Origin of the sequence: Pseudomonas sp. D4-21 (assembly GCF_051132125.1) — a bacterium.
Classification (GTDB): domain Bacteria; phylum Pseudomonadota; class Gammaproteobacteria; order Pseudomonadales; family Pseudomonadaceae; genus Aquipseudomonas.
Map to the genome: position 1 here is coordinate 1,454,112 of NZ_CP071664.1, position 13,057 is coordinate 1,467,168.

11 protein-coding genes are annotated in these 13,057 nt (G+C 60.7%); 10 read left to right on the forward strand and 1 reads right to left on the reverse strand.

Going from position 1 to position 13,057, the window contains the following annotated elements; translation table 11 throughout:
• Nucleotides 1-163 precede the first annotated feature (163 nt).
• On the reverse strand, nucleotides 164-427 hold the full coding sequence (locus J3Q04_RS06465) for a DUF2790 domain-containing protein (protein ID WP_420767509.1): 264 nt from the start codon (nucleotides 425-427) through the stop codon (nucleotides 164-166).
• Between the two features lie 420 nt (nucleotides 428-847).
• On the opposite strand from J3Q04_RS06465, the gene acs reads away from it, so the two are divergent.
• The 10 genes from acs (at nucleotide 848) to astD (ending at nucleotide 13,029) form a co-directional block, all read left to right on the forward strand.
• The gene (gene acs / locus J3Q04_RS06470) at nucleotides 848-2,803 is read left to right on the forward strand and encodes an acetate--CoA ligase (RefSeq protein WP_420767508.1); all 1,956 of its coding nucleotides are present in this window, start codon (nucleotides 848-850) and stop codon (nucleotides 2,801-2,803) included.
• A gap of 707 nt (nucleotides 2,804-3,510) precedes the next feature.
• Entirely contained in the window at nucleotides 3,511-4,284 is a 774-nt protein-coding gene (locus J3Q04_RS06475; RefSeq protein ID WP_420767507.1) for an ABC transporter substrate-binding protein, read from the forward strand.
• Nucleotides 4,285-4,373: 89 nt separating this feature from the next.
• A complete protein-coding gene (locus J3Q04_RS06480) occupies nucleotides 4,374-5,063 on the forward strand; it encodes an ABC transporter permease (RefSeq protein ID WP_420767506.1) in 690 nt (229 codons plus the stop codon).
• Nucleotides 5,060-5,758, forward strand: coding sequence for an ABC transporter permease (locus tag J3Q04_RS06485; RefSeq protein WP_420767505.1), 699 nt, complete (start codon nucleotides 5,060-5,062; stop codon nucleotides 5,756-5,758). Before J3Q04_RS06480 ends, J3Q04_RS06485 begins: the two co-directional genes overlap by 4 nt.
• Nucleotides 5,759-5,814: 56 nt before the next feature.
• Nucleotides 5,815-6,579, forward strand: coding sequence for an ABC transporter ATP-binding protein (locus J3Q04_RS06490; RefSeq protein ID WP_434560239.1), 765 nt, complete (start codon nucleotides 5,815-5,817; stop codon nucleotides 6,577-6,579).
• A 112-nt stretch (nucleotides 6,580-6,691) separates the two neighbouring features.
• Complete coding sequence (gene argR, locus J3Q04_RS06495; protein ID WP_420767503.1) at nucleotides 6,692-7,672, forward strand: transcriptional regulator ArgR; 981 nt, start codon at nucleotides 6,692-6,694, stop codon at nucleotides 7,670-7,672.
• A 358-nt stretch (nucleotides 7,673-8,030) separates the two neighbouring features.
• On the forward strand, nucleotides 8,031-9,251 hold the full coding sequence (locus tag J3Q04_RS06500) for an aspartate aminotransferase family protein (protein WP_420767502.1): 1,221 nt from the start codon (nucleotides 8,031-8,033) through the stop codon (nucleotides 9,249-9,251).
• A gap of 219 nt (nucleotides 9,252-9,470) precedes the next feature.
• Nucleotides 9,471-10,490, forward strand: coding sequence for an arginine/ornithine succinyltransferase subunit alpha (gene aruF / locus J3Q04_RS06505; RefSeq protein ID WP_420767501.1), 1,020 nt, complete (start codon nucleotides 9,471-9,473; stop codon nucleotides 10,488-10,490).
• Nucleotides 10,491-10,537: 47 nt separating this feature from the next.
• On the forward strand, nucleotides 10,538-11,563 hold the full coding sequence (astA, locus tag J3Q04_RS06510; protein ID WP_420767500.1) for an arginine N-succinyltransferase: 1,026 nt from the start codon (nucleotides 10,538-10,540) through the stop codon (nucleotides 11,561-11,563).
• Nucleotides 11,560-13,029 carry a succinylglutamate-semialdehyde dehydrogenase gene (astD, locus tag J3Q04_RS06515; RefSeq protein ID WP_434611648.1) on the forward strand — a complete coding sequence of 490 codons (1,470 nt, stop codon included), beginning with the start codon at nucleotides 11,560-11,562 and terminating at the stop codon, nucleotides 13,027-13,029. Before astA ends, astD begins: the two co-directional genes overlap by 4 nt.
• Nucleotides 13,030-13,057 lie beyond the last annotated feature (28 nt).

The following is a 13,057-nucleotide window of genomic DNA, read 5'->3' on the forward strand; positions in this document are numbered from 1 at the left end:
CGCTGAAGTTTTTTTTCGCATGGATAGGGTGACGACTTTTTTTGATCACAAAATGATCGATTTTTGCCGTTTTGCACTACATGTTGTGTTTTCTGGCGCTTTTTGGTGGCTCCAGACACAACCAGGCCCGATCGGTATCGGGCCGTGGGATTGCTGGTTGTGATCAGCTGTCGGAACAACCGTTGCCCAGGACGCGGTAGCGCAGGATGTGGCGTTGGCCCTTGGAGTCTTCGTATTCCATTGTTGCCGGGACCACTTCGCAAACGTTCGGGATCGTGCTCATGGAAAGGACCTTGGCAATGTCCAAGTGGCTGGAGTAGGTGTACTCCTCGATAGCCGGTTTTTGCTGCGCGAGATCGGTCGGGGTTTCGTCAGCCATCGCGGTGGTGCAGAGGCTGCCGAGGACCAGAACCCATAAAGCTTTCATCTGTATTTCACCTTTGTTGAGGTCGAGTGGGGGCACGCAGCCTTTTTGGGGCTGCGTGTGGAGCGAGTTTTGGAAGTTGGATCAACGGCCTTCGTGGGGGCTGTGTTGCGTCAATCGTGTTTGCCGGTTGGCGAGGTGGATTTTAGAAGTTGGGGGCGGGGGCAAACAGACTCGGTTTTGATAAACACTGTTGGTTGATCTGGTAACAATCGGCTGACTTTTCGTTGGATCGATGATGGCTGACCCAGCGCCTTCGCGAGCAGGCTTGCTCGCCACATGAAGATATCTTCAAGTGCGTTTGCCAGTTAGTACCGACATTTTGTAGGGACTTGTTACTACCATCGTCGAATGGTTCTATAGGCCCGCCCCGGGCTACAACGGGATCATACAAAAACAACTATTGTCACCGAGGTAAGAAAGATGAGTGCGGCTTCTGTGTATCCCGTTCGTCCCGAGGTAGCGGCCAATACGCTGACTGACGAGGCGACCTACAAGGCCATGTACCAGCAGTCGGTCGTCAACCCGGACGGCTTCTGGCGCGAGCAGGCCAAGCGCCTCGATTGGATCAAGCCTTTCACCACGGTGAAGCAGACTTCTTTCGACGACCACCATGTCGACATCAAGTGGTTTGCCGATGGCACCTTGAACGTTTCCTATAACTGCCTCGACCGACACCTGGCCGAGCGCGGCGATCAAGTCGCGATCATCTGGGAAGGCGACGATCCTTCCGAGAGCCGCAATATCACCTATCGCGAGCTGCACGAAGAAGTCTGCAAGTTCGCCAACGCCTTGCGCGGGCAGGACGTGCATCGTGGCGACGTGGTGACCATCTACATGCCGATGATCCCTGAAGCCGTGGTTGCGATGCTGGCCTGTACCCGCATCGGCGCGATTCACTCGGTGGTATTCGGTGGCTTCTCTCCCGAGGCCCTGGCCGGTCGGATCATCGACTGCAAATCCAAAGTGGTGATCACCGCCGACGAAGGCATTCGTGCTGGCAAGAAAATCCCGCTCAAGGCGAACGTTGACGATGCGCTGACCAACCCGGAAACCAGCAGCATCCAGAAAGTCATCGTGTGCAAGCGCACGGCGGGCAACATCAAGTGGAACCAGCACCGCGACATCTGGTACGAGGACCTGATGAAGGTCGCCGGCACCGTATGCGCGCCGAAGGAAATGGGCGCCGAAGAGGCCCTGTTCATCCTCTACACCTCCGGTTCCACCGGCAAGCCCAAGGGCGTGCAGCACACCACGGCTGGCTACTTGTTGTACGCCGCGCTGACCCATGAGCGGGTGTTCGACTACAAGCCAGGCGAGATCTACTGGTGCACCGCCGACGTGGGCTGGGTCACCGGCCACAGCTACATCGTCTATGGCCCGCTGGCCAACGGCGCGACCACGGTGCTGTTCGAGGGCGTGCCGAACTACCCTGACATCACCCGGGTGGCCAAGGTGATCGACAAGCACAAGGTCAATATTCTCTACACCGCGCCTACCGCTATTCGCGCGATGATGGCCTCTGGCACCGCCGCCGTCGAAGGCGCCGATGGCAGCAGCCTGCGCCTGCTGGGTTCGGTGGGTGAGCCAATCAACCCGGAAGCGTGGGATTGGTACCACAAGAATGTCGGCAAGGAGCGTTGCCCGATCGTCGATACATGGTGGCAGACCGAAACGGGCGGTGTGCTGATCAGCCCGTTGCCAGGCGCTACGGCGCTGAAGCCAGGTTCCGCTACTCGGCCGTTCTTCGGTGTGGTGCCGGCACTGGTGGACAACCTCGGCAACCTGGTCGAAGGCGCTGCCGAAGGCAACCTGGTGATCCTCGATTCGTGGCCAGGCCAGGCGCGTACCCTGTACGGCGACCATGACCGTTTTGTCGATACCTATTTCAAGACCTTCAGCGGCATGTATTTCACCGGCGACGGTGCGCGTCGCGACGAGGACGGCTACTACTGGATCACCGGCCGGGTGGATGACGTACTCAACGTGTCGGGTCACCGCATGGGCACCGCCGAGATCGAGAGCGCAATGGTCGCCCACCCGAAAGTCGCCGAAGCGGCGGTCGTGGGTGTGCCGCATGACATCAAGGGGCAGGGCATTTATGTCTACGTCACCCTCAATGCCGGCGAAGAAACCAGCGAGGCCCTGCGTCTGGAACTGAAGAACTGGGTGCGCAAGGAGATCGGTCCGATTGCTTCGCCGGACGTGATCCAATGGGCACCGGGACTGCCGAAGACCCGTTCCGGCAAGATCATGCGCCGCATCCTGCGCAAGATTGCCACGGCGGAATACGACGGTTTGGGTGATATTTCCACCCTGGCCGATCCGGGTGTGGTGGCGCACCTGATCGAGACGCACAAGACCATGAACGTCGCCTGACGGTCGCATGTAGCACCAAAAAGCCCCGCCCGGTATTTGCCAGGCGGGGTTTTTTATGGGCGCGCTGGGAGGGCTTGAAGTGTGGTGCCTTTGTGGCGAGGGAGCTTGCTCCCGCTCGGCTGCGCAGCAGTCGTAAACCGGTCAATGCGGTATGCCTGAACAAACGCGGTGCCTGGCTTTTGGGGCTGCTGCGCAGCCCAGCGGGAGCAAGCTCCCTCGCCACGGGTTTGGTGGATGAATAAATATCGGCGTTCAATGTAAGAAGCGTCGGAACGTTACCGACGTTTCGAAATGTGTAACCAAAGGCGCCACAACGGGGCGATGTGAAACGCCAAGCCCCGTCGCAGGGCGTTTTCACGCATCTCGAAAAACAAGCCGACACGCTGTGCTTGCCGGATTAGAAGGGTTTGCCAATAATGGGCCCGCTATTTGCAGCATGGATCGGTTCCCTTTCCTTTGCTCTTGCATGTATTTGCGGGGCTGTCAATGTGCTCGAACAGCTTTCTCGGTGCTTCTGTAATTTGTTGTCGCATTGAAGAAATATCGGCTTCGGGCCTGTCGTTAGAATGCCGATCACTCGCTCGTCGTGGCCTGCGTTGAATAAAATGCGCGCTTGTCGGACGCAGCACCAAAGTTCGTTCCACCCATTCGCATATTGGGCTGTTGCTCACTCTGCCGTTTTCGCCCTTTACCGATGGAGTCCCAAGATGAAGAAACTTGTGCTGCTTGGCGCCCTGGCACTGTCCGTGCTGTCCCTGCCGACCTTCGCTGATGAGAAGCCCCTGAAAATCGGTATCGAAGCCGCTTACCCTCCGTTTGCCTCCAAGGCTCCGGACGGCAGCATCGTCGGCTTCGACTACGACATCGGCAATGCGCTGTGTGAAGAGATGAAGGTCAAGTGCGTGTGGGTCGAGCAAGAGTTCGACGGCCTGATTCCGGCGCTCAAGGTACGCAAGATCGACGCGATCCTGTCGTCGATGTCGATCACTGAAGATCGCAAGAAATCCGTTGATTTCACCAACAAGTACTACAACACCCCGGCCCGTCTGGTGATGAAGGCCGGCACCCAGGTCAGCGACGGCCTGGCCGAGCTCAAGGGCAAGAACATTGGCGTGCAGCGCGGTTCGATTCACGAGCGTTTCGCACGTGAAGTCCTGGCCCCGCTGGGTGCCGAGATCAAGCCGTACGGTTCGCAGAACGAGATCTACCTGGACGTCTCCGCCGGTCGCCTCGACGGCACCGTGGCCGACGCCACGCTGTTGGATGACGGTTTCCTGAAGACTGACGCGGGCAAAGGCTTTGCGTTTGTTGGCCCGGCCTTCACCGATGTCAAATACTTCGGTGACGGCGTGGGTATCGCGGTTCGCAAAGGTGACGCGTTGAAAGACAAGATCAACACTGCAATCGCTGCCATTCGCGAGAACGGCAAGTACAAGCAGATCCAGGATAAATACTTCGCCTTCGACATCTACGGCAAGTAACACGTCCCGCCACTGCGGCGAAATGGCGCAAGCAACAGGATTTCTGCGGTTTGCGCCATTTTTTCATCCCACTTTCGAGGACCTGAATCATGTTGAAAGGCTACGGGGCTGTCATCCTCGATGGCGCATGGTTGACGCTTCAGCTCGCCTTGTCGTCCATGGCCCTGGCCATCGTCCTGGGGTTGATTGGTGTCGCGCTGCGCCTCTCGCCGGTCCGTTGGCTGGCGTGGCTGGGCGACCTGTATTCGACGGTAATCCGCGGCATTCCGGACCTGGTGTTGATCCTGCTGATTTTCTACGGCGGCCAGGACTTGCTCAACCGTGTGGCGCCGATGCTTGGCTATGACGACTACATCGACCTGAATCCGCTGGCGGCCGGTATCGGCACCCTGGGTTTCATCTTCGGCGCGTACCTGTCGGAAACCTTCCGCGGCGCGTTCATGGCCATCCCCAAGGGCCAGGCGGAGGCGGGCATGGCGTACGGCATGAGTGGGTTCCAGGTGTTTTTCCGGGTGATGGTGCCGCAGATGATCCGACTGGCGATCCCGGGCTTCACCAACAACTGGTTGGTACTGACCAAGGCCACCGCGCTGATTTCCGTGGTGGGCCTGCAAGACATGATGTTCAAGGCCAAGCAGGCGGCGGATGCCACCCGCGAGCCTTTCACCTTCTTCCTCGCAGTGGCGGCGATGTACCTGGTGATCACCAGCGTTTCGTTGCTGGCATTGCGTCACCTTGAGAAGCGCTACTCGGTAGGCGTAAGGGCGGCTGATCTATGATCTTCGACTACAACGTCATCATTGAAGCCTTGCCGCTGTACTTCAACGGCTTGCTGACCACCCTGAAGCTGTTGGCCTTGTCGCTGTTCTTCGGCCTGTTGGCGGCGCTGCCCCTGGGGCTGATGCGGGTGTCCAAGCAGCCGGTCGTCAACATGACGGCGTGGCTCTACACCTATGTGATTCGCGGCACGCCGATGCTGGTGCAGTTGTTCCTGATCTATTACGGGCTGGCGCAGTTCGCCGTCGTGCGCGAAAGCTTCCTCTGGCCGTGGCTGTCCAGCGCGACGTTCTGTGCGTGCCTGGCGTTCGCCATCAATACCAGCGCCTACACCGCCGAAATCATCGCCGGCAGCCTGCGGGCCACGCCCAACGGTGAGATCGAGGCGGCCAAGGCGATGGGTATGTCGCGCTACAAGCTGTATCGCCGGATCCTGCTGCCCTCGGCCCTGCGCCGGGCGCTGCCGCAATACAGCAACGAAGTGATCATGATGCTGCAGACCACCAGTCTCGCGTCCATCGTCACCTTGATCGACATCACTGGTGCCGCGCGCACGGTGAATGCGCAGTACTACTTGCCGTTCGAGGCCTACATCACGGCCGGCGTGTTCTACCTGTGCCTGACCTTCATCCTGGTGCGCCTGTTCAAGCTGGCCGAGCGCCGCTGGCTGGGTTACCTGGCCCCGCGCAAGCACTGATAACGCATCGATCCGATCGACTGCTCAACGATTGACGTTTTGTGAGAACCGACCGCATGTACAAGCTTGAAGTCCAAGACCTGCATAAACGCTATGGCAGTCACGAAGTGCTCAAGGGCGTGTCCTTGAAAGCCGCCGCCGGCGATGTGATCAGCATCATCGGCTCCAGTGGCTCCGGCAAGAGTACCTTCCTGCGTTGCATCAACCTGCTTGAGCAACCCCATGCCGGCAAGATCTTGCTCAACAACGAAGAGTTGAAGCTCGTAGCAGGCAAGGACGGCGCCATGAAGGCCGCGGACCCAAAGCAACTGCAGCGCATGCGTTCGCGGTTGTCGATGGTGTTCCAGCACTTCAACTTGTGGTCCCACATGACCGCCCTGGAAAACATCATGGAAGCGCCGGTGCATGTATTGGGCGTGGCCAAGGCCGAAGCGCGGGAGAAGGCCGAGCACTACCTGAACAAGGTCGGCGTGGCCCATCGCAAGGACGCCTACCCAGGCCACATGTCCGGCGGCGAGCAGCAGCGCGTGGCGATCGCCCGGGCGCTGGCGATGGAGCCGGAGGTGATGCTGTTCGATGAGCCGACTTCGGCCCTCGACCCTGAATTGGTGGGCGACGTGCTCAAAGTGATGCAGGCGTTGGCGCAGGAAGGCCGGACCATGGTGGTGGTGACTCATGAAATGGGCTTTGCCCGCGAAGTGTCGAACCAGTTGGTATTCCTGCACAAAGGCATCGTTGAAGAAAGCGGCAACCCACGGGAAGTGCTGGTCAACCCGCAATCGGAGCGCCTGCAACAATTTCTGTCGGGCAGCCTCAAGTAATCGCTCCCGTTACGCACCGGATTGGATCATGCTGCGCGCCATGCGCCAGATGGTCTAGTTTGGTTGCAGCCGCTTTCGGCTTTAACACTGTTTTCGCTTCGGATTGCCCGCCATGACTGCCCATCGAATAGGTTTCCTGATTTGGCCCAGCACTAAAGCCTTGACGCTGGCGCTGGCCGAGGAGGCCTTGCGTGTCGCCCAGCGCGTGCATCCGGACGTGGTCTACGAATTGTCGTTCCTGCAAGCCGAGCCACCGGCCGAGGGCGCTTGGCAGTTACCCGGTGAATCCTGGGTCGGCAAGCTCGAAGGTCTTCAGAAACTGTTTCTGGTGGCCGACGAGCCACCAACGACGCTGGCCTCGCCGCTGAGCAGCGCCCTCAAGCAATTGGTGCGCGCGGGTTGCGTCATCGGCGGTTTGTCCGCTGGCGTCTATCCGCTGGCGCAGTTGGGTTTGCTCGATGGCTATCGAGCTGCCGTTCACTGGCGCTGGCAAGATGACTTCTCCGAGCGCTTCCCCAAGGTCATCGCCACCAGCCATTTGTTTGATTGGGACCGTGATCGCCTGAGCGCTTGCGGCGGCATGTCGGTGCTTGATCTGCTGTTGGCGGTGCTGGCCCGGGACCACGGCGCCGAACTGGCTGGCGCGGTGTCGGAAGAACTGGTGGTCGAGCGCATCCGTGAAGGCGGCGAGCGCCAGCGTATTCCGTTGCAGAACCGCTTGGGTTCCAGTCATCCGAAGCTCACCCAGGCCGTGCTGTTGATGGAAGCCAACATCGAAGAGCCGTTGACCACCGACGAGATCGCCCAACATGTGTGCGTGTCCCGCCGGCAGCTGGAGCGGATCTTCAAGCAGTACCTCAATCGCGTGCCGAGCCAGTATTACCTGGAGCTGCGCCTGAACAAGGCCCGGCAGATGTTGATGCAGACCAGCAAATCCATCATCCAGATCGGCCTGTCCTGTGGTTTCTCCTCGGGGCCACACTTCTCCAGCGCCTACCGCAACTTCTTCGGCGCGACACCGCGGGAAGATCGCAACCAGCGGCGTAGCAGCAGCCCGTTCGAATTGTCCTCGGTGCCGTCCGAGCGCGGCTAAATGGTAAGACTGCGGATAGAGCGGTCAACACAAAAACTGTGGGAGCGAGCTTGCTCGCGATGACGGAGTGTCAGTCAATGCTGAAGGTGACTGACACTGCGCCATCGCGAGCAAGCTCGCTCCCACAGGTGTTTTGTGCCTGGCAGCGGAAATGTGGATGCAGGTGCCTCAAATACAACCGCAACGTTTAAACTGCGCCATTGCGACGCTATTTGTCGCATTGCCGTAAACCCGCGCAAAACGTGGGTTGGCGCTATAAGAAGTTGTCGCTTGGCGGCAAGGCCGGGCTGAAAACTGTCCTTACAATCCTTACCAAGCTCGCCAGTTCCAGGCGGGTGTTCCTCTTCAGGAGACTCCGATGTCCGTTGAGCAAGCCGCGGTACAACGCGCCGATTTCGACCAGGTGATGGTTCCCAACTATGCACCTGCAGCCTTCATTCCTGTGCGTGGTGCCGGTTCGCGCGTGTGGGACCAGTCCGGTCGCGAGCTGATCGACTTTGCGGGCGGTATCGCGGTCAACGTACTGGGCCATGCCCACCCGGCGCTGGTCGGTGCACTGACCGAGCAGGCCAATAAGCTGTGGCACGTATCGAACGTGTTCACCAACGAGCCAGCCCTGCGCCTGGCGCATAAACTGGTCGATGCGACCTTCGCCGAGCGCGCATTCTTCTGCAACTCCGGCGCCGAAGCCAACGAGGCCGCTTTCAAGCTGGCCCGCCGGGTCGGGTTCGATCGGTTCGGCAGCGAAAAATATGAAATCATCGCCGCGCTCAACAGTTTCCACGGCCGGACGCTGTTCACCGTCAACGTAGGCGGACAGTCGAAGTACTCCGATGGTTTCGGCCCTAAAATCACGGGCATCACCCACGTACCTTACAACGACCTGGCGGCTCTGAAAGCGGCGGTCTCGGACAAGACCTGCGCTGTGGTGCTGGAACCCATCCAAGGCGAGGGCGGTGTGTTGCCGGCCGAGTTGGCCTACCTGCAGGGCGCCCGTGAACTGTGCGATGCACACAACGCACTGCTGGTTTTCGACGAAGTGCAGACCGGCATGGGCCGTAGCGGCGAGCTGTTCGCCTACATGCATTACGGCGTGGTCCCGGACATCCTCACCAGCGCCAAGAGCCTGGGCGGCGGTTTCCCGATCGCGGCGATGCTCACCACCGAAGCGCTGGCCAAGCACCTTGTCGTCGGCACCCACGGCACCACCTACGGCGGCAACCCGCTGGCCTGCGCGGTGGCCGAAGCGGTAATCGATGTGGTCAATACCCCTGAAGTGCTCAATGGCGTCAAGGCCAAGCACGACAAATTCAAGACCCGGCTGTTGCAGATCGGCGAGAAGTACGGCCTGTTCACCCAAGTGCGTGGCCTGGGTCTGCTGATCGGTTGCGTGCTGAACGACGCCTGGAAGGGCAAGGCCAAGGACATCTTCAACGCCGCCGAACAGGAAGGCCTGATGATCCTGCAAGCCGGCCCGGACGTGATCCGCTTCGCTCCGAGCCTGGTGGTGGAAGACGCCGACATCGACGCCGGCCTGGACCGCTTCGAGCGGGCCGCGGTGAAGTTGACCCAAGGCTGAGTTCAGACTTGTCCGGCTCCATTGGGGCCGGCTTTTGTGGGAGCGAGCCTGCTCGCGATTGCGGCCGCCTCGGTCCGCCAGGCAGATCGAGCCGTCGGCATCGCGAGCAGGCTCGCTCCCACAGGAGATCCACTGCAATGTCTGGGTTAATGTCCGGTTTTATTTTCTGTGTATCGATCTTACGGTCGAACCCTTTATTTCAAGTTAAGGAGTGACACCATGCTGGTGATGCGCCCCGCGCAAATGGCTGATCTGGGCGAGGTACAGCGTCTGGCTGCGGACAGTCCGATCGGTGTCACTTCCTTGCCGGATGACGTGGAACGCTTGAGCGACAAGATCGCCGCAAGCGAGGCCTCGTTTGCCGCCGAAGTCAGCTTCAATGGTGAAGAAAGTTATTTCTTCGTTCTCGAAGACACCGCCACCGGCAGATTGGCCGGCTGTTCGGCCATTGTCGCTTCGGCGGGTTATTCCGAACCGTTCTACAGCTTCCGCAACGAGACCTTCGTCCACGCTTCCCGTGAGCTGAAGATCCACAACAAGATCCACGTACTCTCCCAGTGCCACGACCTGACCGGCAATAGCTTGCTGACCAGCTTCTACGTGGTCCCGGAACTGGTGGGTTCGCCGTGGTCGGAGCTGAACTCGCGCGGGCGTCTGCTGTTTGTCGCCAGCCACCCGGAGCGTTTCGCCGATTCGGTGGTGACCGAGATCGTCGGCTATAGCGACGAAAACGGCGACTCGCCATTCTGGGACGCCATCGGTCGCAACTTCTTCGACCTCAACTATGCCGCAGCCGAGCGCCTGTGCGGGTTGAAAAGCCGGACCTTCCTCGCCGAGCTGATGCCGCATTACCCGATCTACGTGCCGCTGTTACCGGATGCCGCCCAGGAAGCCATGGGCCAGGTCCACCCGCGCGCGCAGATCACCTTCGACATCCTGATGCGCGAGGGTTTCGAGACCGATCACTACATCGACATCTTTGACGGCGGCCCGACCCTGCACGCTCGCGTCTCGGGGATCCGCTCGATCGCCCAGAGCCGCGTGGTGCCGGTGAAGATCGGCGAAACCGTCAAGGGCGCCGGGCGGCAGTACCTGGTGGCCAATGCCCAACTCCAGGATTACCGCGCCGTGTTGCTCGACCTCGACTACGCGCCAGGCAAACCTGTGACGCTGGACATGGAAGCAGCCGAAGCCCTGGGTGTTGGCGAAGGCGCCAGCGTGCGCCTGGTAGCGGTTTAAACAGCAGTTTTCGCGGGTGGCATGAGCGGCCCGTTCGAGGAGATAGCATGATCGTTCGTCCCGTACGCAGCAGCGATTTACCTGCTCTGATCGCCCTGGCCCGCAGCACCGGCACCGGCCTGACCACCTTGCCGGCCAATGAAGAGCGTCTGGCCCATCGGGTTGGCTGGGCCGAAAAGACCTTTCGCGGCGAAGCTGGGCGTGGCGACGCGGACTACCTGTTCGTGCTCGAAGACGATGACGGTCGCGTGGTGGGTATTTCCGCCATCGCAGGCGCCGTGGGGTTGCGTGAGCCTTGGTACAACTTCCGGGTTGGCCTGACAGTCAGTGCTTCCCAAGAGCTGAACATCTATCGGGAGATCCCGACGTTGTTCCTGGCCAACGACCTGACGGGCAATTCCGAGCTGTGCTCGCTGTTCCTCCACGCGGACTACCGCAATGGCCTCAATGGCCGGATGCTGGCGAAGGCGCGGCTGCTGTTCATCGCCGAATTCCCACAACTGTTCGGCAACAAGATCATCGCCGAGATGCGCGGCATGTCCGACGACAACGGGCGCTCGCCGTTCTGGGAAAGCCTGGGCCGGCACTTCTTCAAGATGGAGTTCAGCCAGGCCGACTACCTGACCGGGGTCGGTAACAAAGCGTTCATCGCCGAGCTGATGCCCAAGTTCCCGCTGTACACCTGCTTCTTGTCCGAGGACGCCCGGGCCGTGATCGGCCAGGTCCATCCCGACACCGAGCCGGCGCTGTCGATGCTCAAGAGCGAAGGATTCAGTTACCAGGGCTACGTCGACATCTTCGACGCTGGCCCGGCCATCGAGTGCGAGACCGGCAAGATCCGCGCGATCCGCGACAGCCAGGCGCTGGTTCTGGCCGTTGGCACGCCCGGCGATGACGCCACGCCATTTCTCATTCATAACCGCAAATGCCAGGACTGCCGCATCACGGCGGCGCCGGCGCGTTTCGCCGCGGGCACCCTGGTGGTCGATCCACTGACCGCCAAACGTCTTCAACTCAACGCTGGCGACCAGGTGCGTGCCGTGGCGTTGTCTGCCGCTCGGGAGTCGAAATAATGAAATCGTTGTACATCGCTGGAAGTTGGCTGGAAGGCCAGGGCGACGTCTTTGAGTCGTTGAACCCGGTGACCCAGCAAGTGCTGTGGTCTGGAAAAGGCGCGACGGCGGCGCAGGTGGAGTCCGCCGTGCAGGCGGCGCGCCAGGCATTCCCGGACTGGGCGCGACGCTCGCTGGATGAGCGCATCCAGGTGTTGGAAGCGTTCGCCGACACCCTGAAGACGCACGCTGACGAATTGGCCCGTTGCATTGGTGAGGAAACCGGCAAGCCCTTGTGGGAAGCCGCCACCGAAGTCACCAGCATGATCAACAAAGTCGCCATCTCAGTGCAGAGCTACCGCGAGCGCACCGGCGAGAAAAGCGGCCCTCTGGGCGACGCTACCGCCGTGCTGCGCCACAAGCCCCACGGTGTGGTGGCGGTGTTCGGTCCTTACAACTTCCCTGGTCACTTGCCCAACGGGCACATTGTGCCTGCGCTGCTGGCGGGCAATTGCGTGTTGTTCAAGCCCAGTGAGCTGACGCCGAAAGTCGCCGAGTTGACGGTCAAGTGCTGGGCGGAGGCGGGCCTGCCGGCAGGCGTGTTGAACCTGCTGCAAGGCGCGCGGGAAACCGGTATTGCCCTGGCGGCGGAACCAGGGATCGACGGGCTGTTCTTCACCGGGTCCAGCCGTACCGGCAATCTTCTGCACCAACAGTTCTCCGGTCGCCCGGACAAGATCCTCGCCCTGGAAATGGGTGGCAACAATCCGTTGGTGGTCGATGAGGTGGCCGACGTCGATGCGGCGGTGTACACCATCATCCAGTCCGCATTCATTTCCGCCGGCCAGCGCTGCACCTGCGCGCGCCGCTTGCTGGTGCCGGAAGGCGCCTGGGGCGATGCCTTGCTGGCGCGCCTGGTGCAGGTCAGCTCGACCCTCGACGTCGGGGCCTTCGACCAGCAACCGGCGCCGTTCATGGGCTCGGTGGTTTCCCTTGCCGCCGCGAAGGCTCTGATGGATGCGCAAAACCATTTACTGGGCAAGGGCGCCGTGCCGCTGTTGGCCATGACCCAGCCGCAACCCCAGGCTGCGTTGTTGACGCCAGGGATCCTCGATGTCACTGCCGTGGCCGAGCGCCCCGACGAGGAATTGTTCGGGCCGTTGCTGCAGGTCATTCGCTTCAAGGATTTCGCGGGCGCGATCAGCGAAGCCAACAATACTCAATATGGCCTGGCCGCCGGCTTGCTTTCGGATTCCCAGGAGCGCTACGAGCAGTTCTGGCTGCAAAGCCGCGCCGGTATCGTCAACTGGAACAAACAACTGACCGGCGCCGCCAGCAGCGCGCCGTTCGGCGGTGTCGGTGCCTCGGGCAACCACCGCGCCAGCGCTTATTACGCGGCGGATTATTGCGCGTATCCGGTGGCTTCCCTGGAAACGCCGAGCCTGGTCATGCCGGCGAGCCTGACGCCTGGCGTAAAAATGGTGTAGTCCGTTTCGCGAGCAGGCTCGCTCTCAC

Excerpts from the sequence above, each read along its gene's own strand:
- J3Q04_RS06465 (WP_420767509.1), bottom strand. The coding sequence starts at position 427 with ATGAAAGCTTTATGGGTTCTGGTCCTCGGCAGCCTCTGCACCACCGCG.
- acs (WP_420767508.1), top strand. The coding sequence starts at position 848 with ATGAGTGCGGCTTCTGTGTATCCCGTTCGTCCCGAGGTAGCGGCCAAT.
- J3Q04_RS06475 (WP_420767507.1), top strand. The coding sequence starts at position 3,511 with ATGAAGAAACTTGTGCTGCTTGGCGCCCTGGCACTGTCCGTGCTGTCC.
- J3Q04_RS06480 (WP_420767506.1), top strand. The coding sequence starts at position 4,374 with ATGTTGAAAGGCTACGGGGCTGTCATCCTCGATGGCGCATGGTTGACG.
- J3Q04_RS06485 (WP_420767505.1), top strand. The coding sequence starts at position 5,060 with ATGATCTTCGACTACAACGTCATCATTGAAGCCTTGCCGCTGTACTTC.
- J3Q04_RS06490 (WP_434560239.1), top strand. The coding sequence starts at position 5,815 with ATGTACAAGCTTGAAGTCCAAGACCTGCATAAACGCTATGGCAGTCAC.
- argR (WP_420767503.1), top strand. The coding sequence starts at position 6,692 with ATGACTGCCCATCGAATAGGTTTCCTGATTTGGCCCAGCACTAAAGCC.
- J3Q04_RS06500 (WP_420767502.1), top strand. The coding sequence starts at position 8,031 with ATGTCCGTTGAGCAAGCCGCGGTACAACGCGCCGATTTCGACCAGGTG.
- aruF (WP_420767501.1), top strand. The coding sequence starts at position 9,471 with ATGCTGGTGATGCGCCCCGCGCAAATGGCTGATCTGGGCGAGGTACAG.
- astA (WP_420767500.1), top strand. The coding sequence starts at position 10,538 with ATGATCGTTCGTCCCGTACGCAGCAGCGATTTACCTGCTCTGATCGCC.